The organism is Singulisphaera sp. GP187 (assembly GCF_900129635.1).
In the GTDB taxonomy this organism is placed as follows: Bacteria; Planctomycetota; Planctomycetia; order Isosphaerales; family Isosphaeraceae; genus Singulisphaera.
On the sequence record NZ_FSRB01000003.1, the window covers coordinates 768,406 to 792,934 of the forward strand.

Sequence of the window (24,529 nt, forward strand, 5' to 3'; positions counted from 1 at the left end):
GGGTTAGCTTTTTTCGACCGGCTGTCCGAGCTTGGTATGGTATCGACTATAGGCGAAATAAACGACCAGGCCAATCGAGAGCCAGACGATCAGGCGGATCCAGTTGTCGCGGCCGAGCGAGAACATCAGGCCACCGTTGACCAGGATGCCCATCGCCGCGATCAAGGGCAGGGCGGGGACCCGGAACGGTCGATGGATTTCCGGGCTCTTGTACCGGAGGATCCAGACGGCGGCACAGACGATCACGAAGGCGAACAGGGTGCCGACGCTCACCAGGTCGGCCAGGAAGTTCAAGGGAACGAACGCAGCGCCCAGGGCTACCACCAGTCCCACCAGGATCGTCGACTTCCAGGGCGTCTTGAACCGAGGGTGGATCGCCGCGAAGAAGCTCTCGGGCAGCATGCCGTCGCGGGCCATCGCCATCAGGATCCGGGGCTGGCTCAGGTTCCCGACCAGCAGCGAGCTGGTCAGGCCGGCGAGGATTCCCACGGTGATCAGGCCGGTGGCGAACGTCAGCCCCTTTTGACGGAATGCCGCGGCAAGCGGAGCGGCGACGTCGATCGAGCGATACGAGACCATGCCGGTCAGAACCGCCGCCACCACGATGTAGAGCGTGCTGCAAATCAAGAGCGAGCTGATGATGCCGATGGCCAGGTCGCGCTGGGGATTCCGCGCCTCCTCGGCGTGGGTGGATATCGAGTCGAACCCGATATAGGCAAAGAAGATTCGAGCGGCCCCCTCGGCGACCCCTTTCCAGCCCTTCTCTTCGTGCAAGAACGGTCGCCAGTTGCTCGGATCGACGTAGACCGCTCCCACGCCGATGATCGTCAGGATCACGCCGAGGTTGAGGAGCACCATCGCTGCATTGAACCCGGCACTCTCGCGGACGCCCACCACCAAGATCGTGGTGATGATCGCGACAATCCCGATCGCGGGCAGGTTGAGCCAGGCGTTGACCGCGTCTCCCGAAGCGAGCGTCACCGTCTTGAAGAAGAACTGACCGGTCCCGAGGTCGTAATCCCACGGGGGCGACAGCAGTCTCGGGTCAATCTGGATATGGAGCATATGTCGAGTGAACTCGACGAAGTAGTTCGACCAGCCGTTGGCGACGGCGGCCGACCCGATCGCGTACTCGAGCACCAGGTCCCAGCCAATGATCCAGGCGAGCAGCTCACCGAGCGTAGCATAGGCATACGTATAGGCGCTTCCGGCCACGGGGACCATGCTGGCCAGTTCGGAATAACAGAGCGCGGCAAACCCGCAGCCGATCCCGGCCAGGAGGAACGAGAGCATCAGCGAGGGACCGGCGAAGTTGTGCGCCGCCTCGCCCGTGAGCACATAGATCCCCGCGCCGATCGTCGCACCGACACCGAGCGAAGTCAGAGCCACCGGCCCCAGCACGCGATGCAGCCGTTCGCCGCCCGACATTTCTTCGAGCAGCGTCGCAATCGGCTTCCTTGCAAACATGTTGGACGGCTGATGTCTCATCCAGACGACCCTGTCAAGTCCCGACCCCGGCCGGCGTACCACACCGCGCCCTAGCAATACGGATGCCAAGACTACGATAATCGAGCCACGCTGGCAAAGCCATTCCGGCTTCAATGCAGGGCCCGGTCGAGGGACATGACCTCACAGAAAATCGCTCCGACTCCGATGATTCGGGGAGTCAGACCGGAACCTCGCCATCCTTGGTTTCTTCCGGGGCGAGTTCGCCTTCGAGCAGTTCCTCTTCGAGATGTTCGGCCGTGTCGGACAGGCCGCGGACTTGCTTCAAATTGGCGAGATAGAAGCAAGCGCTGACCAGGGCGCCTGCATACATCAAAACCCGAAAGCCCATCATGGCCAGGTCGCCGTGGGGATGGTCGACCAGTTGGAAGAGTTGCTTGCTGACCCGCTCGGTCAGACCGAGTGCTCCGAACGGGATCGGGACGGCCGTGGTGAACAAGGTCAAGGGGACCATCAAGAAGTGCTGTCCCAATGACGGAAGCTGCGTGAGCGGGAAGATCGTCCGGCTGACCAGGTAGAACGCCACGACGCTGAGCGCGTGGTTGGTCGACGCCAAAGCTAGCGCCCCCGCGACCAAACCGGGCTTCCGCCGGTAGGTCGAGGACAGGGCCGACAACTCTCGGAGGAGCAACGCGATCCGACCGTGCCCCTCGAGGAGCGCGGGATAGCGCCGGGTCAGGGCCTGGCCGAAAATCGCCAGCAGGCCCAGGAAACTGAGGCCGAGGAACGCCCAGACGATGACGATCAACCGGCGGATCACCGTTCCCGCGAGCGGCCAGGCGATCGCCCCCGAAATGCCCGCCAGCACGAACAGGCCCATCAAGCCGAGGATCCGGTCCAGCACCATGGAGGCGACGGCTTGCGTCTTGTTGATCTTCATCCGGACGAGGTAGGCCGCCTTGATCAGGTCGCCCCCCACCGCCCCTGGGATCACCAGGTTGAAGACGTTGCCGATGTAGCCGAGCAAGACCGCGTCACGCCAGCGAAACCGCGGTTCGATCACCCGCACCAGAAAGAACCAGCGGGTGAAGGTCAGCAGCAGACCGAACATGTAGATCGCGAACGCCAAGACGATCACGCGGAGGTCGAGCTTCCGACTGAAAACCTCGCGAATCTCCTCACGGTTCTGCCAGATCACGCCCCCAAGCAGGCCGAACGCCAGCAGAACCAGGGCCACATTGACCGCTTTGGCGAGATAGGGATGCTTCGAAGACTTCGACATAACTCGGGGCTCGCATAGGTCGAGACGGTGGGGCGAAGGGGAAGTCGGAGGGTTCGTCCCGCTCAGAGCGACCCTTTGGTCGAGGGCACGGCGTCGGTTCTCGGGTCGCGTTCGCAGGCCATCCGGAGCGAGCGGGCCAGACCTTTGAAAATCGCTTCGCTGATATGGTGGCTGTTCCGTCCGTATTGCAGCAGGACGTGGAGATTCATCCGCCCCTGGGTGCAAACCGCCTGCCAGAAGTCGGCGACCAACTCGGTGTCGAACGTGCCGATCTTGGGCGAAGGCATCGGCGCATTCCAGACCCAGAACGGTCGGCCGCCGAGGTCGACGGCGGCGGTCACGAGCGTCTCATCCATCGGCAACACGATATGCCCGTAGCGGCGGATCCCCGCCCGATTCCCCAGGGCCCGATCGATCGCCTGTCCCAGGCAGATGCCAATGTCCTCCGTCGTATGGTGATCGTCGATATGCAAGTCCCCCTTGCAAGTCACGGTCAGGTCCATCAGCCCATGCCGCGCATAGAGCTCAAGCATGTGGTCGAGGAAACCTACCCCCGTCGCCACCTCGGACCGCCCGGTTCCGTCCAGGTCCAAGGTCAGGCGAATGTCGGTCTCACGGGTCGTGCGGACGATCTCAGCAGTTCGGTTGGTCACGGCGTTCGACTCACTCAAGGCTCATGCTCCCCCGTCAGCCCCAGGATTGCGCCCAACGTCGCCCCCCTCACTTTCGGGCCCCGCCGTTCACGTTAACAAAAAAAAGGCGGATTTGCCCGCTGTCATCTTCTTGACGGGACGAACGTCAAGTAACATCTTTTCTAAAGTCGTAACACGGCGCCCCCCCGCCTGTTTCGTACTCCTTGTCCAAAGGATGTCATTCCATGACGCGGAACGGCCGTGCGGGATTCACGCTGATCGAGCTTTTGGTGGTGATCGCGGTGATTGCGGTCCTGGTGGGGCTGTTGCTCCCGGCGGTCCAGGGTGCGCGCGAGGCGGCGCGACGGATGGACTGTCAGAGTCATCTGCATCAGATCGGCCTGGGGGTCTTGCAGTACTTCGACGACTGGAACGGCCAGTTCTTCCTGCACCACCCGTTCGACGCCGACGTGAACTCCCAGGTCGACGCTGCCGACTCGTTTGCGGAGATCTACTGGGAAGACAAGATCATGCCGTACGTCAACCCCGCCTACGCCAACGACAAGATCGCCCAGGGGGGGACGCAAGTCGCCGACGAGAAGATCTTCCGCTGCCTCTCGGATATCTCCCGGGTCGAACCGTTCATCGATCCGGAGACCAAGGAGACCGATGGGCTGTCCCACCGGACGAGCTACCTGATGAATTCGCTCTTGAGTCATAAGAGCCGACGGTTCGGGCGCTGGACGTTCCCGAGGTTTCAGTATGAGGTGGGCACCTCGAACTTCGTCGCATTCAACGAACGGAACGCCGCAGTCTTCAGCGACGAGCCAAGGCAGGACGACTACGACATCTGGGTCGGTACGCTCATGCTCGACGACTGGATCGCCTGGAACCGGCATGGCAGCGGGAACTGCCTCTATCTCGACGGCCACGCCAAATCGACCCCCAAGGCCGACGCCTATCTCGGCATGTTCCCGGGGGGGCAGCCGTTCACGGATCCCCGGTTCTATCCGTGAACGGCGATAGACTCGAGCCTATTGACATGCAGATTAATCAAATTTCCCCCTGGGACCGCGGTCCCAGGGGGGAGAGAAGCTAGCCGGCCGCCACGATCGGCCCCAGCGCTTCGAGGAGCCGATCGATCTCAGCGTCGGTGCCGACAGTGATTCGCAGGCCGTCGGGGCGTCCGGGATAGCGCATCAGGCGGACGAGGATCTTCTGGGCCTTGAGGGCTTGATAGACCTCCGCGGCCGGGGGTCCGCCGGTGCACCAGACGAAGTTGGCCTGGCTCTCGGGCACGTCGTAGCCGAGGGCGCGGACGGCGTCGGTCAGGCGACGGCGGGTCGCGAGGATTTTCCCCTGGGTCTGCGCGAGGTAGTCGCGATCTTCGAGCGCGGCGGTGGCCCCGGCCAGGCTCAGGGAATCGCAGTTGTACGAGTCCTTGACCTTCACGAGTCCCGCGATGACCTCGGGCCGCGCGATCAGGTAGCCGAGGCGGAGGCCGGCCAGGCTGTACCCCTTGCTGAAGGTGCGCGTGACGATGACGTTCGGGTGGCTGGCGATTAGGCTCACGCAGTCGGACGCGGCGAAGTCGGCATAGGCTTCGTCGACCACGAGCGGGCAGTCGAGCCGCTCGGCCAGGCGGGCGACCTGCTCGGGCGCGAGGGTCGTGCCCGACGGGCTGTTCGGGTTGGCGACGAACGCGAGCTTCGTCCCCGGCAGGGCGAACGAGGCGGGGTCGAGCGACCAGTCGGGTCCGAAGGAAACCTCGGCGACCCGGGCATCCTGGAGTTCGGCCAAGGTTCGGTAGAGGATGTAGCTCGGCGTCGGATAGACGAGCAGGTCGCCCGGTCCGACGAAGGCGCGGGTGATGATCGTCAGGAGGTCATCCGAGCCGTTGCCGGCCAGGATCATCTCGGGATCGACCCCGTGCCGCCGCGCCGCGGCCTGGCGGAAGGCGGTGCCCATCGGGTCGGGATAGCGGCGAAGCCGGTCGTCCAGGCTGGCGGCGATCGCCTCGAAGGCACGAGGGGAGGGGGGGTACGGGTTCTCGTTCGTGTTCAGCTTGAGCACACCGGCATCGCGCGGTTGCTCGCCCGGCACGTAGCCGGCCATCCGATCGATGTGCGGGCGGAAAAAGGAGTCGCGGCTCATTCGGAGGTCATCCCAAGGCTGGAGGGGGCAAGGGCGGCCAGGCGGGCCAGCGATTCTTCGTGGAGCCGTTGCACGGTCCAATCGGCCATCGGTTCGGCCCCCAGGCTTCGGTAGAAGGCGATCGAGGGGGCGTTCCAGTCGAGGACCGACCACTCTAACCGACCGCAACCCCGCTCGACCGCAATCCGGGCCACGGTGGCCAGCAACGCCTTGCCGATCCCTTGATTGCGGTGCGGCTCGCGAACGAAGATGTCTTCGAGGTACAAACCCGGCTGACCGCGAAACGTCGAAAAGGTCGAGAAAAAGAGCGCAAACCCGACCGGCGAACCGTCATGCTCGGCCATGATCGCCTGAGCGCTCGGTCGAGGGCCAAACAGGTGGGTCCGCAGGTCGTCGGGAGTCGCTCGCGCAAACTCCTCGAGCTTCTCGTAAGTGGCCAGTTCCCGGATCATCGCGACGAGTGTTTCGGCATCGTCGGGCCGGCAAGGACGGACATTCACATTCTGATTCATTATACGCATCGAGGCGTGCCGGGCACGCCTTTTCCTGGTGGGTTGACCGTTGGAATCCAAATCAAAAGAGCGTTACGTCGCGTCGTGGTCATCCAGACGCACGTCCACGCTGTAACGGTGGGCGGTCAGCCCTTCCTTGTCGGCGAGCAGGCGGACGTCGGGGGCGATCTGGGCCAGCCCTTCGCGGTTGACGTAAATCAGGCTCGTCCGCTTGAGGAAGTCGTTCGAGCAGAGGCCCGAGGCCCAGCGTGCGGTTCCCCCGGTAGGCAGAACGTGCGAGGGGCCGGCGGCGTAATCGCCCACGGCGACCGGCGTGTCGTGGCCCAGGAAGATCGCCCCGGCGTTGGTGAGCCGCTCGGCCAGCCGATCGGGGTCGGAGGTCGAGACGTGCAGGTGCTCGGGGGCGATCAGGTTCGTCAAGGTCACCGCCTCGTCCTCGTCGTGCACCAGGATCAGCGCACCGAACCGCTCGAGGCTTTCGCGGGCGAGGTCGCCCCGGCTCAATTGCTCGAGTTGCTTGACCAGGGCCTCGGCCACGCGTTCGATCAGGTCGGCCTCCCAGGTGATCAGGACACTCGCCCCCGGAGAATGTTCGGCCTGGCTGATCAGGTCCGCGGCGATGAACCGGGGGTCGGCGGTCCAGTCGGCGATCAGGACGATCTCGCTCGGCCCGGCGATGCTGTCGATATCGACCTCGCCGTAGACCTGCCGCTTCGCGAGCGCGACGAACAGGTTGCCCGGGCCGACGATCTTGTCGACGGCCGGGATCCCCTCGATGCCATAGGCCATGGCGGCCACGGCCTGAGCCCCGCCAATCCGGTGGACCTCGGTCACCCCCAGCGCATGGCAAGCGGCCAGCAAGTCGGTGTTGTACCCGCCGAACGGAGTCGGAGGCACGACCACGGCGATCTCGTGGACCCCTGCCGCCTGCGCGGGGACGACCGTCATGAGGAGCGAGGACGGATAGGCCGCCGCGCCCCCCGGGATGCAGACCCCCACGCGCCTGAGCGGACGATACCGCAGGCGAAGCTCGGTGTTCGGGCCGCGCCTCATCACCGCGTCGCGGTTGAGAATGCCCGACTGAAACGCCAGGATGTTGTCCCGGACCCGGCGCAAGGTCCGCAGATAGGCCGGGTCGGCCGCGCGGTAGGCCTCGAGCAACTCGTCGCGCGTGACCCGGACCTCGGCCGGACCGAGCGTCACCCCGTCGAGCTTCGCCGTGTAGTCGAGCACGGCATCGAGCCCGCGTTTTCGCACGTCGGCGCAGATCCGCTCGATCACCTGCTGAGGCGTCAGCTCCTCGCCGAAAGCGGCCAAGGTCCGGGCGCGCCCTTGCGGGCTCACCACGTTTCCGTTGGGGCTCAGTTGCCTGCGCAATTCAAAGATCGCCTCGCGCGCATCGTCGTTGGCGCAATCGATCCGACAAATGTTCAAAGTCGTTGCCATCGGAGGAGGAATCTCCCAGGAGTCGAACGCGACCATTCTATCTCCCGAGGCAACCGGCCGCCTCTTCATTTTTTCGGAAGCCCTTTTTCGTGCGTGACCGGTCGCCTCGAGTCGGCACGTTGGGCGAAAGGGGTCGCCGCATGCCGTACAATGCCCAATGAGCGGTGCGTACGCCACCGAGTTGGTAGGCGTTGGCTTTCGACCTTCGAGTGGCGAGAACTCCTCCGATGACCAGGCCCGCGATCGACCTGAGGTCCGACACCGTCACCCGACCCACTCCCGCGATGCGTCAGGCCATGGCCGCGGCCGAGGTCGGTGACGACGTCTATGACGAGGATCCGACGGTCAAGGCCCTCGAGCGCCGGACCGCCGCACTCTTCGGTATGGAAGCCGCGCTCTTCATGCCGTCGGGAACGATGACCAACCAGATCGCGATCGGCGTGCACGTGGCGCCCGGGGACGAGGTCCTCTGCGACGTCAACGCCCACGTCTACGTCTGGGAAGGGGGAGGAATCGCGCGGCTCTCGAGTGCGACCACCCGGCCGATCGAGGGGGAGGGCGGATTGCTCAACCTCGGGCTCCTCCAAGACAAGATCCGGCCTGACGACTGCCACTATGTGCGAACGCGGCTGGTCAGCCTCGAGAACACGCACAACCGCGGGGGAGGGCGGGTCCATCCGCTCGAAAGCGTGGCGGCGATCTCGACCTGGGCCCGGTCGAACGGCCTGGCGATGCATCTCGACGGCGCTCGATTGATGAACGCGGTCGTGGCCTCGGGCATCGCGGCCAGCGAGTGGGCCCGGCACTTCGACACCCTCTCGGTCTGTTTCTCGAAGGGGCTGGGGGCGCCTGTCGGCTCGGCCCTGGCCGGCTCGGCCGCCTTGATCCGCAAAGCCCATCGGCTCCGCAAGGCGTTCGGCGGGGGGATGAGGCAGGCCGGAATCATCGCGGCAGGCGCCTTGTTCGCACTCGAGAATCATGTCGAGCGGCTGGCGGAAGACCATGGCAACGCCCAGCTCCTCGCCCGCGCGGTCGAGCAGACCGAAGGGCTGAGCCTCGAGTCGGGTCCGGTGGAAACGAACCTGGTCTGGATTTCCGTCGACCCGGCAATGGGGACCGCCGCCGAGATCGTCGCCCAGCTCCGCGAGACTGGGGTGCTCGTCTCGGCCCTCGGGCCGCAAGTGCTCCGGGCTTGTACCCACCTCGACGTTTCACGTGAACAGGTCGAGTTCGCCGCCGAAGCGATCCGGAATCTCAAGCCCCGGCCGCGTCTGAACAAAGGTCAAGGAACCGAGGCATGAGGGGCGTCTGACCCAATCCTGTTTAGCTCGGCCAGTTGCCATTGCCCTCTTTAATCATTTCGACTACGGTTCGCCACAAGCCCGGGAACAGACCTGTTCGTCGGGCTGTCACTCTCACCAAACCGGGCCCCATTTTTGGCCGGATTGGCTGCTCGGAGCGACGCCCACTCAGACGAGCTGTAGGTTCTTCGCACGCAAGGACGCTGACCGAAACCGAGCCTCGCAACATGCAACACACTGAGCCACGCTCCAGGCAAGGCGGCGAGCGGAAGGAACGATCCCTCACCGCCCGCGGCCGCTCGCAAACCGTCCGCCTCCGCCTTTGGCCGGTGGTGGGAATCACTTTGCCTTTGGTGGCCATGACCTTCGGCTGCAGCATCGCCCCGCGCAATTTCCGGGGGATGACCCACCCGGCCGCAATCACAAGGGCACGGTCGGTTGGCCTGGGCCAGGGTCTTCCCGAAAGCCAGGTCATCCCGCCGTTGATCAGCAAGCTCGACGACCCCGATCCCGTGGTGCGGCTGAGCGCCCACGAGGAACTCCGCCGTCGTTCGGGCCAGGATTTCGGGTACCTGCCCTGGGCTCCCCCCGAAGAGCGGACCAAGTCCGTCGCGCAGTGGCGAGCCTGGTGGGGACGTCGCCAAGGCTCTCTGGCTAAAACTTCTCATAATCCCTAGTGTCTCCCTCCCAGTTCGCCGACAGAGATCGCGACTTTGAGACGCAACCGGTCACGGAGGACCGACGTCAATGCCCAGCCCATCATCGTTTCTCGAGCTTCCCTGGCTCTCCCCGCTGGCAATGATCGGCAGGGGTGCCCTGGGCGGAGCCGCCTACCTGGGAAGTCTGGGGGCCTTGATTATTTCAGCCGTGCGGTCGGTGTACGCACCGGTCGGGCCGGTTCCCCCGTTCGTCCCCACGTTGACTCGGCAGACGAGCTCGATCCTCGCCATGGGAATCCCGTTGGTCGGCCTGGTCCACATCGGCATGGGTTCGTTCCTGTCGATGCAGGCCTATTTCGGCGGCACGTTCGTCGATGGGACCGGGGCCGTCGTCGGGGTCGGCTTGATCCGAAACATCGCGCCGCTCATGACCGGCTTGACGCTCGCCGGGCTGCTGGCCGCGTTGTTCACTCCGGAGCTCCGCGGCCGGTTCACCCAGACGCTCGACGCCGACCCCAGGGAGCTCACCGATCGCGATCCGGCGCCCGGCCAACCGGTGGCGGCGGCTTCGCGGTCGCCGGAACCCGCGCGGTTGGCGGCGGTTCGGCTCAGCGCGGGAGTGATTGCGGGGCTGGTGCTCTCGGTCTGGGGAGTCCTGGTCGGAACCGTGGTCGGCTGGCAGGTCGCCCAGTCACTGCTCGGGGTCTCCACTGATTCCTTTTTCTCGATGTTCCTCGAAACCCTCTGGATCCGCGATGTGGCGGGGCTCGCGATCAAAGGGGGGGCGTTCGCACTGTTCGCGGCCCTCTTCGCCTGCCACGAGGGGTTGAGTGGATCGGCCGAGGCGCCGGGCAGTCCGGTTCCTTGGGCGGCCTGCCGAGCCGCCTGCTACGCGACGGTGGCCACTTTGGCACTCAATAGTGTCTGGTTCCTGCTGGTCTACCATGCCGGGCCGGCCTTCGGCCCGACCCTCCTGGCTCCTCCCGGCCTGTAAGTTCGTCAATCAGAGTCTGTAAGCACGTGAGATCACCTAGAGTTGTTCCGAGGAAAGGGAAACCCGATGCACGGCCGATCCTCGATGCGTGAAATCCTGGTCGGAGCGGTGATCGTCGTCGCGTTGGCGAGCTTGCTCGGCCTGGTCGGCCTGGCGTCGTCGGGCCCTGGATTCCTGACGTCCCGACGGACCATCGACGTGGTCTTCCGAGACGGACAAGGAATCCGCGTGGGCAGCGCGGTTCGGATCGCCGGAATCGATGCCGGCCGGGTCGTCGACATCGACCTGACCGAGGTCGAGGGTTTTCTCGTCGCCAAGCTCAAACTCTCGCTCCCCACCAAGCTCGCCAAGAAATTGCGGCAGGATGTCAAAGTGACGATCCAGTCGAGCCTGTCGGGCCAGAGCCGGGTCAACATCCTCTCTTCCGGCACCTCGAGCGTGGCTCTGGTCCCCGGGCAAGTGGTGCAGGGGGTGGCGTCCACCTTCTTCGACCCGATCCTCGAGCAAGTCGGACTCGGTCCGGTGGAGCGAAGCCACCTCAGTCATACGATCTCCGAGGTCCGGCAAACGGTCGACGCGGCCGGCCCGCGGGTCCGGCAGATCCTCGGAACGGTCCAGGAGACCGCCACCGGGGTCCGTGAGTCCACCGAGGCGATCCGCCCGGCCCTCGAATCGAGCGTGGGGAACGTCGAAGACCTGGTCAAACGAATCGCCGCCACCGGCCCCAAAATCGAGGCCGCGCTGAACCGGCTCGAATCGATCACCGCCCAAGCCGACGGCCTGCTTACCGAGAACCGGCCGAACATCCGCGATAGCATCACCGGCCTGCGCGACTTGCTGGCCACGGTTCAGGACATCACGAGCAAGGACCGGGTCAAGATCGAGAAGCTGCTCGACGGCCTCGACGGCACCCGAGCCCGGGCCGACCGCGTGCTCTACCAGGCCGACGTCATCGCCACCAACGGCGCCCAGATCATGACCAAAGGGCGGGCCGACATGGAACGGACCGTCGCCAACGTGCGCGACGCGACCGACTGGGGCAATAAACTGGTCCAAAAGATTTTCGCGAACCCGTTCGTGCTCAGTCCGTTCTACAAGCCGACGCCCGAAGATGTTCGGGTCCAAGCGGTTTACGACACGGCGCAGATCTTCACCAAGGGCGCCCAGGAGCTCCACGACCTGGTCAAAACCCTCGACGCGATGCAGGCGAAATCGACGGATCCCTCGCAACGTCAGGAGGTTACACAAATCCAACAACACATCCAAGCGATCACCTCACGCCTGGGACAGACGTCGCAGCTCTTGGCCGATTCGCTCAAACCGACGCCCCGAAATGCGCGGATGCAGCGGTGACCCGTAAACTTTGCCCAAAACAAAGCCCCGATTTTCGGGTCTTTGGTTAAATCCGTTCCATCTTCCGGCCGATAAGATAGGTGTGGACGCCCGAGACCGTTGGGCACCACGGTGGAGACCAGGGGGATGGGACTGAAACCGACTGTTGATCAGCCGGCTCATCCTTGACTGCGGTTTCCGCGGGTTTCCTTGTTTCGCAACGTCCGGGCGTGCCGACGGTGGAGCCGCCGGCCAGAGCACCATTAGGGGAGTCACACACATGGAAGTCTTCGGCGCTGGGGGAATGCAAGGCCCTCAACCCATTTACCCGCGGCTGGCTGCGTTCAGTGTCGATGCGGGCCAGACCGTGCAAGCGGGTACGCCCCGCGATCAGGTCGAGATCTCGCCCTTGGGCCAGATGCTCGACGGGATCAGCAGGCTGCCCGAAATCCGTCACGAAAAGGTCGAGGAGATCCGACGGCAGATCGCCACCGGCTCCTATGAGACGCCCGCGAAGATGGAACTGGCGCTGGACCGTCTCCTGGATGAGTTGCAGGGCTGGTAAACCCTAGCCCGGCTCCGCTCGGCCGTACTGGCGACCGATCGGCCGATGAGGTGATCCCGGTTTGGGATCACACTCGTCGTTCGATCGGTCGCCAGTGCTTTTTTTTTGCGCGCGGACCACGGATTTTCCTCGCTTCCCGGCTAGGGTTCGGAAACAATCAAGACACATCTCCGACTGATTTCTCCGACCTCAGCGCCCCGAACTCCCCGATCGGGAGGGCATCTCGGTCAGACTCGGGTTGCGCCGCCAGGCTCTGCCTAGGAGGTTCCCGACGTGGAAACCCCGACCTCACCGACCCGATCCTTGGGAGATCCCGACGCGGCGGAGCCTCGGACCCAAGCGCATTGCGAGCCCCTCCCCGCCGGATCTTCGCTCGATCACGTGCTGCTCTCGGTTTTGATCAGCAACGGCCTGCTCACGGGCGAACAAATTCAGGACGCCCTGAACTATGGCCGCAAGAACCACCTCGACCTCCGCCAGGCGATCCTCGAACTGAACCTGATCGCCCCCGAGCGACTCAATGCGCTCGCGTTCGAGCGACTGACTTCCCTGGCCGAGGTCAACGGCGCCAAGCTTGTCGCCACCGAGAGCAACGGGACCGCGGGCCTGGCCGCGCCGCTCTCGCCCGACCGAACGAAACTCCAGCTCGACATGCGCCAAGAGCTGAAGGAACTGGCCACCACGGCCAGTATCCCCGACCTGATCAACCAGATCCTGGCGTGCGCTTGCGAGTCGCGCGCGACCGACGTTCACCTCGATCCCACCGAGACCGGCGTCCGGGTCCGCTTCCGAATCGACGGCCAGCTCCAGGAAATCTTGCTGCTCGAGCCGAGCGTGGCGATGCCGTTGGTCAGCCGGCTCAAGGTCATGTCAAACCTCAACATCGTCGACCGCCGCCACTCCCAGGACGGCCGGATCACGATTCAGCACGCCAACCGAGCCCGCGACCTGCGAATGGCGACCTTCCCCACCGCCCTGGGGGAGAAGATCGTCATCCGAATCCATGACACGATGGGGGGTCCCCACGGGTTTGAACGGCTCGGCATGCCGCTGAAGCAGAGTGAGCAGCTCGATCGCCTGATTTCCCAACCCTATGGTGCCGTGCTGGTGGCCGGCCCGGTCGGGTCGGGCAAGACGACGACGCTCTACTCCTGTCTGTCGAAGGTCAACTCCCCCACGCGAAACGTGATGACGATCGAGGATCCGATCGAAACCAGGATCCCGGGGACGAACCAGACGCAAGTCAGCGCCGACCTGCACTTCAGTGAGGGGCTCCGGTCGATGCTCCGGCAGGACCCGGACGTGATCATGATCGGCGAGATCCGCGATGACGAGACCGCGCGGATCGGGATTCGGGCCGCCGTCACCGGCGTGCTCGTGTTCAGCTCGGTCCATGGCTCGGACGCGCCGAGCACGATCGGCAACCTCTATAACTTCGGGATCCCCGGCTATCAGCTTTCGAACAGCCTCGTCGCCATCGTCTCGCAACGGCTGGTCCGGAAAATTTGCCCGTATTGCCGGGTCAACCGGATTGCGGACGCCAAGTTGCTGAGTGCGCTCGACCTTGACCCGGAAGAGCACGAGGGCCTGGTCCTGCACTATGGTCTGGGTTGCCCCGCCTGCTTTCAGACGGGCTATCTGGGACGGACCGGGATCTTCGAAATCATGGAAATCAACGACGAGCTTCGTGACCTGATTTTCCAGCAGATTCCCAAGGATGTGCTGCGCCGGGTGGCGATCGATCTGGGAATGCAAACGTTGAAGCGGAGCGCGGTCGATAAGATTCTGGAAGGCACGACCACGGTTGAGGAGGTGTTTCGCGTCGTCTCGATGTGAGCCGCCGTGTCGTTGCCGTTTGGATCCGAGAGCTAACCGGCAAGGAGGTCGGCATGCGTCCCGGCTTGAAGACTCTGCTGGGTGTGACCCTGGTCGCCCCCGGCCTTTTCATCGCACTCACGAGCCACCAGGCCAGCTACGGCGACGAGCCCAGCCGCCTCGGTCGCCTCTTTCGATTTGGCGGAAATTCGTCGAATTCCGCCCCGTCAACCCCGTCGCCGAAGACCCCCGCGCCTCGGGTGCCGTCGCCGTCCGAGCCGCCCCAAGGCGTGCTCTTCTCGGCCGCCACGCCGGCCCCCGCCAATAACAACAACAACGCGGCGACGCCTCGGCTGGTCCCCCAGCCCCGTGTCAGCCGGGCTTCCACCGAGTCCGATCCGATCCTGTCGCGGATCTCGCTGGTCCGGTCCAGTGACGGCAACCAGTTCGGGATGTGCCTGCAAGTTTACGCCGACGGCACCGTCCTCGATAACGAAGGGACCCATCACGTCAACCAGGCCGACCTCAAGCCGCTCGTCGAGCTCCTCGAATCGGGGGACCTCTTCCGAGTGAAGGGGCATTGCGGAGCGCCCGCGACCGACTTCGTCGAGCAGGTCCATGTTGTCGCTTACGAGCGCAGCCTGGGACGGCTCCGCGCCAATGCGTTCTCCTACTCGGGCAACCCGCAAGGTTGCGACCATGCGGTCCGCCACCTGCACACGGTGCTGGAAGCACTCCAGGCCAAGCTTAGCCGACCGGCCGGGCCCGCCACAACTTCCGCTCCGGCAGGAGTCGGTGCCGCGACATCCTTCGCCCCCACCGGCGAGCCGACGCCGGGACAGGGCCCCACGATCTCCCTGACCCCGAGCAACTAACGGAGCGAGGGAGTCTCCCTGGATTGACCTGACTTTGTTCCCGACTGGCACGGTGGAACCGCCTTGCCAGCCGGGAATCTCGCTTGGTAACAGGAGTCTGCCCTTTCTGACGAGCCCCAATCTTGTGGTTCGGGATGCCCCCTTGTCGAGCAGTTCGCTTCAAGCTGTGACAACTCGCGTATCTGCCTCTTCGCCCAAACGAGCCGGGCGGATGATGATTTCGACATCGCTCCCGAGTGCGTTGAGGAACCGGAAGAGCCGGTCAGTGGAGAACCCGTCGAGCTTACCGCGCATGAGTGCCGAGACTTTCGGTTGGTCAATCCCGAGGAGCTTTGCGGCTCTCAGTTGGGTGAGCTTTCGCTCGGCGATGATCGTGCAGATGCGGTGGACCAGTTCAGCCTTGGCAAAGAGTTCTTCCGGATTCTTGAGGCCAAGGTCGGCAAACACGTTGCCGCTCGATTCCTCAATCCTGAGCGGTTCCTCGTCTTTCTTCATCCGCTCTTCTTTTTTCATGGTGTTCCTCCGCCGCTTTCAACCGCCATCGGATGAGTTCCCGTTCCGCCGTTGGCGTCTTGATACCTTTTTTCGATTTCTTCTGGAATGCATGGAGGACGTAGACGGCCCCCGCGAACTTCACCGTGTAAACGGCCCTGAAAGTGTCACGATCGTGGTCCTCCACAACCTCGAGCACTCCTGCACCGCCAACCCCTTTGAGTACTTTCGCGTCCTGATGCTTGCCGCCGAGTTGGGCTTGCCGAAGGGCAAAACCCATGACACGGCAAACCTCATCGGGGAACTCCTTCAAATCGCCACGGCTCGATCCCATCCAGAAGAGTGGCTTTGAGTCGCCTGAAGGTTCGTGGCTCATTCTATGCCAATTCCAGCATAACCGTGATTGCGTGTCGAGGGAAATGAAAATCAGGCCACTCATGGCGGGTCGAGTGGAACCTGGGGCCTCGAGACGCTAGAATAGCAATAATGATTCTTGATTTATGGCTCGGCGTTCTCAACGCCGGACCCGAGATTTTCTTTCAGGATGTGGCTCGTGTCGAATTCCGCACCGCTTGATCCCCTCGTGGTTTCCGAGAGCCCGGAAGAAAAATTCCGGGAGTTTCTCGAGATTCGCGGCGAGAAGCTGACCGAGCCCCGGCGCATCCTGATCCGCCATATCTTCGATTCCCACAAGCATTTCGACGCCGACGAACTCGTGGCCGACCTGCGTGAAGCGGGGCGGCGCGTGAGCCGGTCGACAGTTTACCGCACCCTCCGGCTCCTGGTCGAAGCGGGGCTGCTCCGCGAGCTTCGCCTCACGAACCGAAGTGCGTACGAGCACGATTACGGCTACCCGTCACACGACCACTTGCACTGCACCGAGTGCAACACGATCGTCGAGTTTCGCAACGAAGAGATTCAGAAACTGCGCGAGGCGATCAGCCAGGAACACGGATTCCGCTCGTCCGGCCATCGGTTCGTCATCTCGGGCGTCTGCCCCACCTGCAGCCGCGCCCGCAGCCCACGACGCCGGCTCGATCTCATCTGAGTCGATCGAATCCCAAGGCAAACGGGGAGCTTGTGCTCCCCGTCATTTGTTGCCTTGTTGGTGTCAGGGAGCACTCAGCTCCCCGCTTGCCGGGATCGACCTCATTCCAGGTAGCCAAGGTCGGCCAACCGCTGTTCGATGATCGCTTGCTCTTCGGGCGTGTAGTCGAACTGGGCCCGATGAGGCCCGACGACGGCCGTGGTCGCAGGATCCTGGCGGACAGTGGGGAGCTCGGAAATGCAGGGGAGGGGCTTCCCCTCAATGTGCCCCGGGATCGGGAGCCCGAGCAGCTTCAGGACCGTGGGGGCGATGTCGGGCAGCTCGGCTTGAAGCGTCCGGCCCGGTTCGATCCCCGTCCCGCAGAGCGCGACGATTCCCTCGGGGCGATGCGTGCCGGGCAAGTTCGCGTCCGGTTCGACCCAGCCTCGGCCGGGGGTGAGCTTGGTCCGAACCCAGTACGACTCGTCGGGCAGGGCGATCAGGTCGGGGTAACCTTCGCGGGCCGGGTCGAGGTTGTACGCCTCGGCGGTCGAAATGACCAACGGGAACAAGGGAGTGCCCGAATCCGGGTGCCGGGCCTCGGCCAGCGCCTGCGAAGCCGCGACCCGCGCCTCATCGATTTGCCGGGGAGTCGCCAGCGGAGCGCCGGCCCGCCGGTCGGTCGAGTTCAGATAAACCATCGCCGCCGTATCTTGGTGGGGCGCGAAGGCGAGGGTCCGCTTCCAGTCGAACGGGAACTGGGCTTCCACCGAGAGATCGAACGACGAGGAGCGCGCCGACGGATCGTCGCGTTTCGCGCCCCAGAGCCGCGCGTGATCGGCGGCTTGCTTGGCCCGACGGACCAGTTTGCCCGAGACCCCCGGCACCCGCGCAACGCCGGCTTCGATCAGGATCCGGTTCACATGGATTCGGCCCAGGCACGGCCCGAAGCCGTGGTCGCTGACCACCAGGACCCCCGCGTTGCGTCGGTCGGCCAGTTCGACCAAGGTCCCGATCGCCCGGTCGAGCCCACGCATGACTTCGCCCGCCGCGTCATTCCAGGGCGGGTTGTCGATGCCGGTTTCATCCACGTTCAAGTAACGCCAGGCGCGATGCTGGAACGGGTCGAGGTTCTGGAACTGGACCATCAGGGCCGACCAGTCGGGCACCATCCGGTCGGCGAGCACGCCCCCCTCGGCGCGTCCCATGAACGACTCGGCCGTGAGCCGGGCGTTCTCGGTCAGCTCTGCGAGCGACTGCGGGGCGCGTTTCCAGAAGTAGCGGAGGCTGTAGTTGGGCACCTCGGCGCGAAGCCGTTCGGCGAATTCAGGGGCCCCCGAGAGTGCGGCGTCGAGATGAGGTGCATCCATGCCCGAGACGACCACGCCCCGGACGTCGAGCGGCGGGTAGGTCACCGGCACGTTCAGGCTGACCACCGACCGGCCGGCCTGGGAGAGCAGGTGCCAGAAGGTCGGCACGCGCACCCGGGCCGAGTGATTGACCTTCATCTGACCCGCGGCCACGTCGTAGTAGCGGTGGTCGAAGACGCCATGGCGGGCCGGACCACAACCGGTCATCATCGTCGTCCAGGCGGCCGACGTCACCGGGGGGACGATCGACCGCAAGGTCCCATGGGCCGTCCGGGTCAGGAGCGCGTCGAGATTCGGCATCAGGCCGCGCTTCCGCATCGGGTCGAGAACGGTCCACGTGGCGCCGTCGAGTCCGAGAATCACGAGGCGGTTGAGCGTTGTCGACATCGGCACGACCTCAAGAAGTAGGGACCGAGACAAGACCGGTTGGACCACCCATGCGAACTGTCACCCACGGCGCAATCAGCCCGCATTGGCGAGCTGACCCTCGACGTCGAGGGTAAAATCGGCCGAATAGTAGTCGGAAACCTGGTACCGCTCACCCTTGGAGCGATAGACCCGCGACAGCCCGCGCCGAACCTTCTCGGTCAACGGCAGGCCCTCTTCGGTCTTCCGGAGCCAGGCGCGGTAGGCCAGGGCCAACTCATCGGCCTTGCGGGCGAATCCGGCCGGGCTCGGGCCTTTGACACCCAGGGCCATCACCGAGTGCGGAAACTTGTGATAGCCCTGATAGCCGGTCAAGCGCGCGGCGTACGGGGACATCATCCGCCGCAAGCAGTTCGGGGTCATCCGCCAGTAGTCGTCGGGATAGCCGTGGATCCGAAAATTCAAGGGGGACGTGATCACGAACAGGCCGCCCGGCTTGAGCACCCGGAAGACCTCGTCGAACGCCCTGCGGACCTCGAACACGTGCTCGAACGTCTCGATGCAGAGGATCGTTCCCGCCGTTTCATCGCCGAGGGATATCGCGCTGACGTCCTCGACGCGATCGACCCCGGGGCCGGGTCGCATATCGCAGCCCACGTATTCCCGGCCGGGAAACATGGAACGCAGGTCGGCGTAGTCGAGCTGTCCTTCCACCTGGTATGAGCCGAACTCATAAACGGGGCCGGGACATTCAAAGTTTTCGGCCACAAGGCGGCAGAACGCCTTATTATGATCGCGCATCGCGGGCGCTCCTCCATGAGCACACGGGCCGAGGCCGAACGGTCGGCCTGACGGACAATTCCGGTTTGCGCGGATCTTATGACAAGCCGGAATCGGGGTCAATGCGAACCCCGAATCGACTCACGACAAGAAACGGGGGACAGGGGGCATCAGCCCCCTTGTCTTTGTGACCTGGTGACGTGGCTTCGGGTGCGAGCGCCGGAAGTCCTTCGATGACTCGACAGCGCTACCTGGTGGGCCGTGCCCAACCTACAAAATACCCTCTCTCACACACGCACTTACTTCGCCATCCCCGAAAGGGTGACCACGTCGATATGTTCGCGCGAGGCCCACTGCCCCCCTTCACGCTCGACCCGATGGTAGAGGGTGTCGCGTTCGACCGGGATCCGGCCGGCCTCGACGATCAGGCGCTGGATCTCGGCGACGGTCACTTCCTGGGGAGTCTCGGCGCCGGCTTCATGGTAAATCTTCTCGTGGACCACGGTCCCGTCGATATCGTCGGCTCCGAACGACAAGGCGACCTGGGCGGTCTTGATGCCGAGCATCACCCAGTAGGCCTTGATGTGCGGGAAGTTGTCGAGCATCAACCGGCTGATCGCCATCGTTTTGAGGTCCATGACCCCCGACGGCTTGGGCAGCTCGTCCATCCGCGAATTATCAGGGTGGAACGCGAGCGGGATGAAGGTCTGAAATCCCTTCGTCTCGTCTTGCAGTTCGCGGAGCCGGATCATGTGGTCGATCCGGTGCTTGGCCTTGTCGATGTGGCCGTAGAGCATGGTCGCGTTGGAATTGAGGCCGAGCCGGTGTGCGGTCCGATGCACGTCGAGCCAGGTCTCGGTCGACGCCTTGGCTCCGCAGATCTCGGCGCGGACCTCGGGGTGGAAGATTTCGGCTCCCCCCCCGGGCAGGCTCCCCAGCCCCGCCTCGATCAGGCGCTGGAGGATCTCCTCGACCGAGAGCCGCGAGATCTTGGCGAAGAACTCGATCTCGACCGCGGTGTACGCCTTGATGTGAATCTCGGGGGCCGCCTCGCGGATCCAGCGGACCACGTCGACGTAGTATTCAAACGGCAGCTTATGATGCAAGCCACCGACGATATGCAGCTCGGTCGCCCCGCGCTCGTGCGCCTGGCGGGCCCGCTCCACGATCTGCTCCTGGGTCATCACGTACGCACGCGGGTCGTTGAGGTTGGCCCGGAAGGCGCAGAAATCGCAAGTGTAGACGCAGACGTTCGTCGGATTGATGTGCGTGTTGACGTTGAAGTAGCCGAAGTTGCCGTTGTACCGCTCGCGGACCAGGTTCGCCATCGAACCGAGCGCGAACAAGTCGTTCGACTCCTCCAAGGCGATGCCGTCGTCAAAGCTCAAACGCTGCCCGGCCTCGACTTTTTCGCGGATCGTCTCCATCCGGGATGCTTCAGACGACATGACCTGACCTACCTCTCTTTGATCGCACCAATCCCTGGGCCGACTTCCATGACACTGCGGCCTGTCCCTTCTCTTTTTGTCATTTTAGTCCGAATTGAAAGAATCATCAACGGGAGTGGACATAAGGGATCCTCCCTTTGGCCTTGCCGGGCGCTTGGCGAGGGTCTTCCGCCAGTTGACCAGGCCGATCGCGAGGCAGGCCGTCATCAAGATCAGCACGGCCCCGGTCACGAGGCCGAAGGTCCACCACTCGACCGGTCGGTCGGGGGGCCAGCCTGGGCTGGCCCCCCCTTTGATTGTCTGGGTAATCGCGATCGGCCCGCTGACGGTGAGGACCGTCAGCAGGCCGAGGAGGACGAACGGGGTCTTGGGGAGCGCAACGGGTGTCTGGCTCATTGGCCTTTCGCCGCGGCGCGGGCGATTCGACGCTCGATACAGGTGGCGGCGAGCCCCTTGCGGGTCGCCTCCAGTTCGGCGAGGATCGCCTCGCCGGCGGTCGCCGCCGAAACCTGGTGAGCGGCGGCGTCGGTTCGCCACTTCACCTCGATCGTCCCGTCCTTGAGTCCGCGCTCGCTGATCACGATGCGGAGCGGGATCCCGATCAGGTCGGCGTCCTTGAACTTCACCCCCGGACGCTGTTCGCGATCGTCCATCAGGACGTCGATTCCGGCCTCCCTGAACTGCGTTTCGAGCGTTTCGGCCGCTTCGAGCACCGCCGCATTCTGGGGCTGAAGCGGGACGATCAAGACCTCGTAAGGGGCGAGCGGCAAGGGCCAGACGATGCCGTTGGCATCGTGCCCCGCCTCGACGGCCGCGGCGACGATCCGGTTCACGCCGATCCCGTAGCATCCCATGATCAACGGGATCTCGGCCCCCTTGTCGTCGAGGAAGGTCGCCCCCATCGCCTTTGAGTACTTGGTGCCGAGCTTGAAGACGTGGCCGACCTCAATGCCTTGCTTGACGATCATCGTCGCGCCGCAGCGAGGGCAGGGGTCCCCTTCGGCGGCGTTGCGAAGGTCGACCACGCGCTCGAGCGGGAAATCACGGCCGGGGACCACCCCCTTGAGGTGGATGTCGACCGCGTTGCCGCCGACCACGACGGTGGGCATCGCGGCCACCGAACGGTCGATCGCCAGGGGGATCTTGATCGCGATCGGGCCGAGGAAGCCCATCGGAGCGTCTGTGACCTTTTCCACGGTCGCCGCGTCGGCGGCGACAAGGGTGGTCGCCTCGAACGTGCGGCGGACCTTGGCCTCGTTGGCCTCATGATCGCCGCGGATCAGGACGGCCACCGGCTTGTCGTCGGCGAGGAAGACGAGCAGCTTGGCGGTGGTCGACTCGTCGACCTTGAGGAAGTCGCAGACCTCCTGGATCGTGCGTCGGCCGGGGGTCGCCACTTCCTCGAACGGGATCGTCGAGTCGGCGAACTTCGGCGCGGCCGGCAGTTCGCCAATCTCAGCGCGTTCGCGGTTGGCCGCGTAGTCGCAGGCCGGGCACTGGACGACGACGTCTTCGCCGGTCGACGACGGGACCATGAATTCGTGGGAGCTGTCGCCGCCGATCGGCCCGCTCTCGGCCTCGACGATGACGTACGGGATCCCACAACGATCGAAGATCCGGCAATAGGCCTCGTACATCGCGTCGTAGCTGGCGTTCAACTGTTCCACGTCGGCGTCGAAGCTGTACGCGTCCTTCATCAGGAACTCGCGGGTCCGGAGAATGCCGAACCGGGGGCGAGGCTCGTCGCGAAACTTGGTCTGGATCTGGTAGAGCGTGATCGGAAGCTGGCGGTACGACTTGACGAGGTCGCGCACCAGGTCGGTGATCACTTCTTCGTGCGTCGGCCCGAGGGCGATCGTCTGGTTGCTGCTGATGGTCAACTGCATCAAGAGTTCGCCGAACGTCTCGTACCGGCCCGATTGCTTCCAGAGCTCGACCGGCTGAAGCGCGGGCATCAAGAGCTCGGAGGCGCCCGCGGCGTCCATCTCCTCGCGAATGATCTTGATCACCTTATTGAGGACGCGAAAGCCGAGGGGAAGATAGGTATAGGCTCCCGCACCCAGCTGGCGGACCATCCCCGCGCGGAGCAGGAAGACGTGGCTCGGCGCCACGGCATCGGCCGGGGTTTCTTTCTGCGTCGGGATCAAGGCTTTCGACCAGCGCACGGGATCGCTCCTCGCTCGATTGCGGACATTAGGGAGTCCGAGACACACACCTGAATCCCGTTTGCGTCGGGCCAAGGCGGAGGCCACGGAACGGATAATCTACCAGATCGCCCCCCGAGCGCGGAGCGCGGTCTTCCCGGCCGATCCGGTTCGACCTGCAAACCCAGACGAAACCCGACGTTCCGATCGCTCGTTATCTTGTTCACGGCACGACCCAAAACCTCGGAGAGCGGCGAATTGCCCCCAATTTCAGCCACTCCGCCGGACGACAATTTAGACCAGTGTCCGATGGCCCGAGATCGAATGCAAACGCAAACGCGTTCGCGAACGGGCCGCACGGAGTGCGTCGTCTCGCCGAAAATCAACAAGGTTGATGGTTGGGGGATCCGGTCCACGGCCCTGAGCTTCTACGGAAAAGGCTCGGGAGGCCCTGGACCCTCGGCCGCAGGGAGGTGTTCGGTGTTACCATGGGAATCCCGGCGCGATCGCCGGAAGGGTCGCGCCCGACGCCGACCGGAACTTGCCAGCCTGGAACGCCTCGAAGGGCGTGAGCTGATGGCGTACACGCCGTTGGGCTACTCGCTCCCCGACCTCACGGTCCAGGGCTTCACCGCTCCGACCGCGGCCTGGGGAAGCCCCCTGACCGTCACGGTCGACGTCAAAAACACGGGCTCGAGCACGCTGATCGAGCCCCTCGCCCTCCAGCCGGGCGCGACCAGCACCGCCGACGCCGGACCGACCCAGGTGGCCGTCTTCGCGGCCCCGCAAAACAGCCGATCGAACCGCAATGCGGTGCAGATCGGGGTCATCAATATCCCGGGCATCAATCAAAACGATGTCCAACAGTTTACGGGAACTTTCCAGTTGCCCAGTCGGCCGCCCGGGTTTGCCAAGCAAGGGGGCGCGATCAACGTCTTCTTCCAGGTCAACCCGGCGCGGAACATCCTCGAGTCCGACTACACGAACAACATCAGCCAGCGGTCGCCCGTCCTGATCTCGGCGCCACTGCCGAAACTCGCGGCGGTCGGCTTCGCGCTGCCGCCGACGCTGCAGCCGGGCGACACGATTCAGCCGAACATTCAGGTGGCCAACTTCGGCTCCGTCGACAGTTCCACCCAAGGCCCGGTGACCGTCGCCCTGGTGGCCTCCGTCGATCGCAAGTTCGGCCCGGGCAGCTCGGTGATCGCGCTCTACAACTTGGACAATATCGCGGGGATCGACACGGTTCCCTCGAAGAACCAGGCGTTCGGCCAAGAAACGATCAACACGCCGAACAACGTGGCGACGATCATCGGCAACGCCGTCACCCTTCCCGACCGCCCCCGCAACTACTTCATCGGGGTGGTCGTCGACCCGACGAACTCGATCAAGCAGCTCGGCAAAATTGGCCGCCACAAGGTTCGGACCAGTGGGTTCAGCCTGATCCACCCGGTCGGTCCGCCAATCAACAACCTGCCCCCGGCGGGCGTCGTCGTGGCCGGCAATGGGACCGCCAACCAGCCCTTCCCGTTCCCGTTGACCCCCGGGACCACGGTCGGTAACCCGATCTTCACCGACCCGCCCACCATCTTCAAAGACTAAGGGCAGGGCAGGGGGGGAACTCGGCCGGACGAATGCGTTCGGTCCGGCCGAGCAACAGCTTCGAGCCCTTCATTGACGCACGCGGCCCGTCCGACATCATTCGGACGGGCCGTTGGCGTTTCTGGAGAGTGCGATTCAGGGGGTGCCCCAGTTCAAAAGTACTGAGGGATCCGATCGGTCTGGTTCAGACGGAGAGGGAGAGATGCCTGCCGAATTGTCGAATCACCCGAGTGGGGCATCTCTCACGCACCGTCTGAACCAAAACAGGACAACGTAGCATCAAAGGT

The 24,529-nt window shown here is 64.3% G+C and carries 23 protein-coding genes; 10 read left to right on the forward strand and 13 right to left on the reverse strand.

Features of this window, described 5'->3' with window-relative positions; translation table 11 throughout:
* Nucleotides 1-3 precede the first annotated feature (3 nt).
* The 3 genes from BUS42_RS39130 to hisB all read right to left on the reverse strand — a co-directional run bounded on the left by BUS42_RS39130 (nt 4) and on the right by hisB (nt 3,399).
* A complete protein-coding gene (locus BUS42_RS39130; protein WP_074316911.1) occupies nt 4-1,488 on the reverse strand; it encodes an amino acid permease in 1,485 nt (494 codons plus the stop codon).
* Between the two features lie 178 nt (nt 1,489-1,666).
* The gene (locus BUS42_RS39135; RefSeq protein WP_074316913.1) at nt 1,667-2,728 is read right to left on the reverse strand and encodes a lysylphosphatidylglycerol synthase transmembrane domain-containing protein; all 1,062 of its coding nucleotides are present in this window, start codon (nt 2,726-2,728) and stop codon (nt 1,667-1,669) included.
* Between the two features lie 62 nt (nt 2,729-2,790).
* Nucleotides 2,791-3,399, reverse strand: coding sequence for an imidazoleglycerol-phosphate dehydratase HisB (gene hisB, locus BUS42_RS39140; protein WP_074316916.1), 609 nt, complete (start codon nt 3,397-3,399; stop codon nt 2,791-2,793).
* Between the two features lie 206 nt (nt 3,400-3,605).
* On the opposite strand from hisB, the gene BUS42_RS39145 reads away from it, so the two are divergent.
* Complete coding sequence (locus BUS42_RS39145) at nt 3,606-4,376, forward strand: DUF1559 family PulG-like putative transporter (protein WP_074316918.1); 771 nt, start codon at nt 3,606-3,608, stop codon at nt 4,374-4,376.
* A 79-nt stretch (nt 4,377-4,455) separates the two neighbouring features.
* Here BUS42_RS39145 and hisC read toward each other — a convergent pair whose 3' ends face one another.
* The 3 genes from hisC to hisD all read right to left on the reverse strand — a co-directional run bounded on the left by hisC (nt 4,456) and on the right by hisD (nt 7,472).
* Entirely contained in the window at nt 4,456-5,514 is a 1,059-nt protein-coding gene (gene hisC, locus BUS42_RS39150; protein WP_074316921.1) for a histidinol-phosphate transaminase, read from the reverse strand.
* Entirely contained in the window at nt 5,511-6,026 is a 516-nt protein-coding gene (locus tag BUS42_RS39155) for a GNAT family N-acetyltransferase (protein ID WP_074316923.1), read from the reverse strand. The genes hisC and BUS42_RS39155 overlap by 4 nt, the downstream gene beginning before the upstream one ends.
* A 72-nt stretch (nt 6,027-6,098) precedes the next feature.
* Nucleotides 6,099-7,472, reverse strand: a complete 1,374-nt coding sequence (gene hisD, locus BUS42_RS39160) for a histidinol dehydrogenase (RefSeq protein WP_074317559.1) — start codon at nt 7,470-7,472, stop codon at nt 6,099-6,101.
* A 227-nt stretch (nt 7,473-7,699) separates the two neighbouring features.
* Here hisD and ltaE point away from each other — a divergent pair, with 227 nt between their 5' ends.
* From ltaE to BUS42_RS39195, 7 genes are all read left to right on the forward strand, one after another.
* Nucleotides 7,700-8,773 carry a low-specificity L-threonine aldolase gene (gene ltaE, locus BUS42_RS39165; RefSeq protein WP_074316924.1) on the forward strand — a complete coding sequence of 358 codons (1,074 nt, stop codon included), beginning with the start codon at nt 7,700-7,702 and terminating at the stop codon, nt 8,771-8,773.
* A gap of 227 nt (nt 8,774-9,000) precedes the next feature.
* Nucleotides 9,001-9,450: a hypothetical protein gene (locus BUS42_RS39170; RefSeq protein ID WP_074316926.1), complete on the forward strand. Its 450-nt coding sequence runs from the start codon at nt 9,001-9,003 to the stop codon at nt 9,448-9,450.
* A gap of 70 nt (nt 9,451-9,520) precedes the next feature.
* Nucleotides 9,521-10,426, forward strand: a complete 906-nt coding sequence (locus BUS42_RS39175; protein WP_074316928.1) for an ABC transporter permease — start codon at nt 9,521-9,523, stop codon at nt 10,424-10,426.
* Nucleotides 10,427-10,492: 66 nt separating this feature from the next.
* Nucleotides 10,493-11,779, forward strand: a complete 1,287-nt coding sequence (locus tag BUS42_RS39180; RefSeq protein ID WP_074316930.1) for an MlaD family protein — start codon at nt 10,493-10,495, stop codon at nt 11,777-11,779.
* A 259-nt stretch (nt 11,780-12,038) separates the two neighbouring features.
* Nucleotides 12,039-12,323 (forward strand): flagellar biosynthesis anti-sigma factor FlgM, encoded by a 285-nt coding sequence (locus BUS42_RS39185; protein ID WP_074316932.1) that lies wholly within the window; start codon nt 12,039-12,041, stop codon nt 12,321-12,323.
* Between the two features lie 273 nt (nt 12,324-12,596).
* Nucleotides 12,597-14,159, forward strand: coding sequence for a GspE/PulE family protein (locus BUS42_RS39190; RefSeq protein ID WP_074316935.1), 1,563 nt, complete (start codon nt 12,597-12,599; stop codon nt 14,157-14,159).
* Nucleotides 14,160-14,212: 53 nt separating this feature from the next.
* Entirely contained in the window at nt 14,213-15,013 is an 801-nt protein-coding gene (locus tag BUS42_RS39195) for a hypothetical protein (protein WP_074316937.1), read from the forward strand.
* Nucleotides 15,014-15,172: 159 nt separating this feature from the next.
* Here BUS42_RS39195 and BUS42_RS39200 read toward each other — a convergent pair whose 3' ends face one another.
* Both BUS42_RS39200 and BUS42_RS39205 read right to left on the reverse strand, forming a co-directional pair.
* Nucleotides 15,173-15,508 carry a helix-turn-helix domain-containing protein gene (locus tag BUS42_RS39200; protein WP_074316938.1) on the reverse strand — a complete coding sequence of 112 codons (336 nt, stop codon included), beginning with the start codon at nt 15,506-15,508 and terminating at the stop codon, nt 15,173-15,175.
* On the reverse strand, nt 15,477-15,881 hold the full coding sequence (locus BUS42_RS39205; RefSeq protein ID WP_074316940.1) for a type II toxin-antitoxin system RelE/ParE family toxin: 405 nt from the start codon (nt 15,879-15,881) through the stop codon (nt 15,477-15,479). Before BUS42_RS39205 ends, BUS42_RS39200 begins: the two co-directional genes overlap by 32 nt.
* Before the next feature lie 168 nt (nt 15,882-16,049).
* Here BUS42_RS39205 and BUS42_RS39210 point away from each other — a divergent pair, with 168 nt between their 5' ends.
* Nucleotides 16,050-16,553 (forward strand): Fur family transcriptional regulator, encoded by a 504-nt coding sequence (locus BUS42_RS39210; protein WP_254054093.1) that lies wholly within the window; start codon nt 16,050-16,052, stop codon nt 16,551-16,553.
* Nucleotides 16,554-16,654: 101 nt separating this feature from the next.
* Here the strand turns inward: BUS42_RS39210 and BUS42_RS39215 are convergent, their stop codons facing one another.
* The 5 genes from BUS42_RS39215 to BUS42_RS39235 all read right to left on the reverse strand — a co-directional run bounded on the left by BUS42_RS39215 (nt 16,655) and on the right by BUS42_RS39235 (nt 22,661).
* Nucleotides 16,655-18,289 (reverse strand): alkaline phosphatase family protein, encoded by a 1,635-nt coding sequence (locus BUS42_RS39215; protein ID WP_074316942.1) that lies wholly within the window; start codon nt 18,287-18,289, stop codon nt 16,655-16,657.
* 75 nt (nt 18,290-18,364) lie between these two features.
* Complete coding sequence (locus BUS42_RS39220; protein WP_074316944.1) at nt 18,365-19,069, reverse strand: methyltransferase domain-containing protein; 705 nt, start codon at nt 19,067-19,069, stop codon at nt 18,365-18,367.
* Nucleotides 19,070-19,347: 278 nt separating this feature from the next.
* On the reverse strand, nt 19,348-20,496 hold the full coding sequence (mqnE, locus tag BUS42_RS39225) for an aminofutalosine synthase MqnE (RefSeq protein WP_074316946.1): 1,149 nt from the start codon (nt 20,494-20,496) through the stop codon (nt 19,348-19,350).
* Nucleotides 20,497-20,580: 84 nt separating this feature from the next.
* Entirely contained in the window at nt 20,581-20,892 is a 312-nt protein-coding gene (locus tag BUS42_RS39230) for a hypothetical protein (protein ID WP_074316948.1), read from the reverse strand.
* Nucleotides 20,889-22,661 (reverse strand): proline--tRNA ligase, encoded by a 1,773-nt coding sequence (locus BUS42_RS39235; protein ID WP_074316950.1) that lies wholly within the window; start codon nt 22,659-22,661, stop codon nt 20,889-20,891. Before BUS42_RS39235 ends, BUS42_RS39230 begins: the two co-directional genes overlap by 4 nt.
* A 459-nt stretch (nt 22,662-23,120) precedes the next feature.
* Here BUS42_RS39235 and BUS42_RS39240 point away from each other — a divergent pair, with 459 nt between their 5' ends.
* Complete coding sequence (locus BUS42_RS39240; RefSeq protein ID WP_254054094.1) at nt 23,121-24,242, forward strand: hypothetical protein; 1,122 nt, start codon at nt 23,121-23,123, stop codon at nt 24,240-24,242.
* Nucleotides 24,243-24,529: the final 287 nt, after the last annotated feature.

Excerpts from the sequence above, each read along its gene's own strand:
- BUS42_RS39130 (WP_074316911.1), bottom strand. The coding sequence starts at position 1,488 with ATGAGACATCAGCCGTCCAACATGTTTGCAAGGAAGCCGATTGCGACG.
- BUS42_RS39135 (WP_074316913.1), bottom strand. The coding sequence starts at position 2,728 with ATGTCGAAGTCTTCGAAGCATCCCTATCTCGCCAAAGCGGTCAATGTG.
- BUS42_RS39145 (WP_074316918.1), top strand. The coding sequence starts at position 3,606 with ATGACGCGGAACGGCCGTGCGGGATTCACGCTGATCGAGCTTTTGGTG.
- hisC (WP_074316921.1), bottom strand. The coding sequence starts at position 5,514 with ATGAGCCGCGACTCCTTTTTCCGCCCGCACATCGATCGGATGGCCGGC.
- BUS42_RS39155 (WP_074316923.1), bottom strand. The coding sequence starts at position 6,026 with ATGAATCAGAATGTGAATGTCCGTCCTTGCCGGCCCGACGATGCCGAA.
- hisD (WP_074317559.1), bottom strand. The coding sequence starts at position 7,472 with ATGGCAACGACTTTGAACATTTGTCGGATCGATTGCGCCAACGACGAT.
- ltaE (WP_074316924.1), top strand. The coding sequence starts at position 7,700 with ATGACCAGGCCCGCGATCGACCTGAGGTCCGACACCGTCACCCGACCC.
- BUS42_RS39170 (WP_074316926.1), top strand. The coding sequence starts at position 9,001 with ATGCAACACACTGAGCCACGCTCCAGGCAAGGCGGCGAGCGGAAGGAA.
- BUS42_RS39175 (WP_074316928.1), top strand. The coding sequence starts at position 9,521 with ATGCCCAGCCCATCATCGTTTCTCGAGCTTCCCTGGCTCTCCCCGCTG.
- BUS42_RS39180 (WP_074316930.1), top strand. The coding sequence starts at position 10,493 with ATGCACGGCCGATCCTCGATGCGTGAAATCCTGGTCGGAGCGGTGATC.
- BUS42_RS39185 (WP_074316932.1), top strand. The coding sequence starts at position 12,039 with ATGGAAGTCTTCGGCGCTGGGGGAATGCAAGGCCCTCAACCCATTTAC.
- BUS42_RS39195 (WP_074316937.1), top strand. The coding sequence starts at position 14,213 with ATGCGTCCCGGCTTGAAGACTCTGCTGGGTGTGACCCTGGTCGCCCCC.
- BUS42_RS39200 (WP_074316938.1), bottom strand. The coding sequence starts at position 15,508 with ATGAAGAAAGACGAGGAACCGCTCAGGATTGAGGAATCGAGCGGCAAC.
- BUS42_RS39205 (WP_074316940.1), bottom strand. The coding sequence starts at position 15,881 with ATGAGCCACGAACCTTCAGGCGACTCAAAGCCACTCTTCTGGATGGGA.
- BUS42_RS39210 (WP_254054093.1), top strand. The coding sequence starts at position 16,050 with ATGTGGCTCGTGTCGAATTCCGCACCGCTTGATCCCCTCGTGGTTTCC.
- BUS42_RS39215 (WP_074316942.1), bottom strand. The coding sequence starts at position 18,289 with ATGTCGACAACGCTCAACCGCCTCGTGATTCTCGGACTCGACGGCGCC.
- BUS42_RS39220 (WP_074316944.1), bottom strand. The coding sequence starts at position 19,069 with ATGCGCGATCATAATAAGGCGTTCTGCCGCCTTGTGGCCGAAAACTTT.
- mqnE (WP_074316946.1), bottom strand. The coding sequence starts at position 20,496 with ATGTCGTCTGAAGCATCCCGGATGGAGACGATCCGCGAAAAAGTCGAG.
- BUS42_RS39230 (WP_074316948.1), bottom strand. The coding sequence starts at position 20,892 with ATGAGCCAGACACCCGTTGCGCTCCCCAAGACCCCGTTCGTCCTCCTC.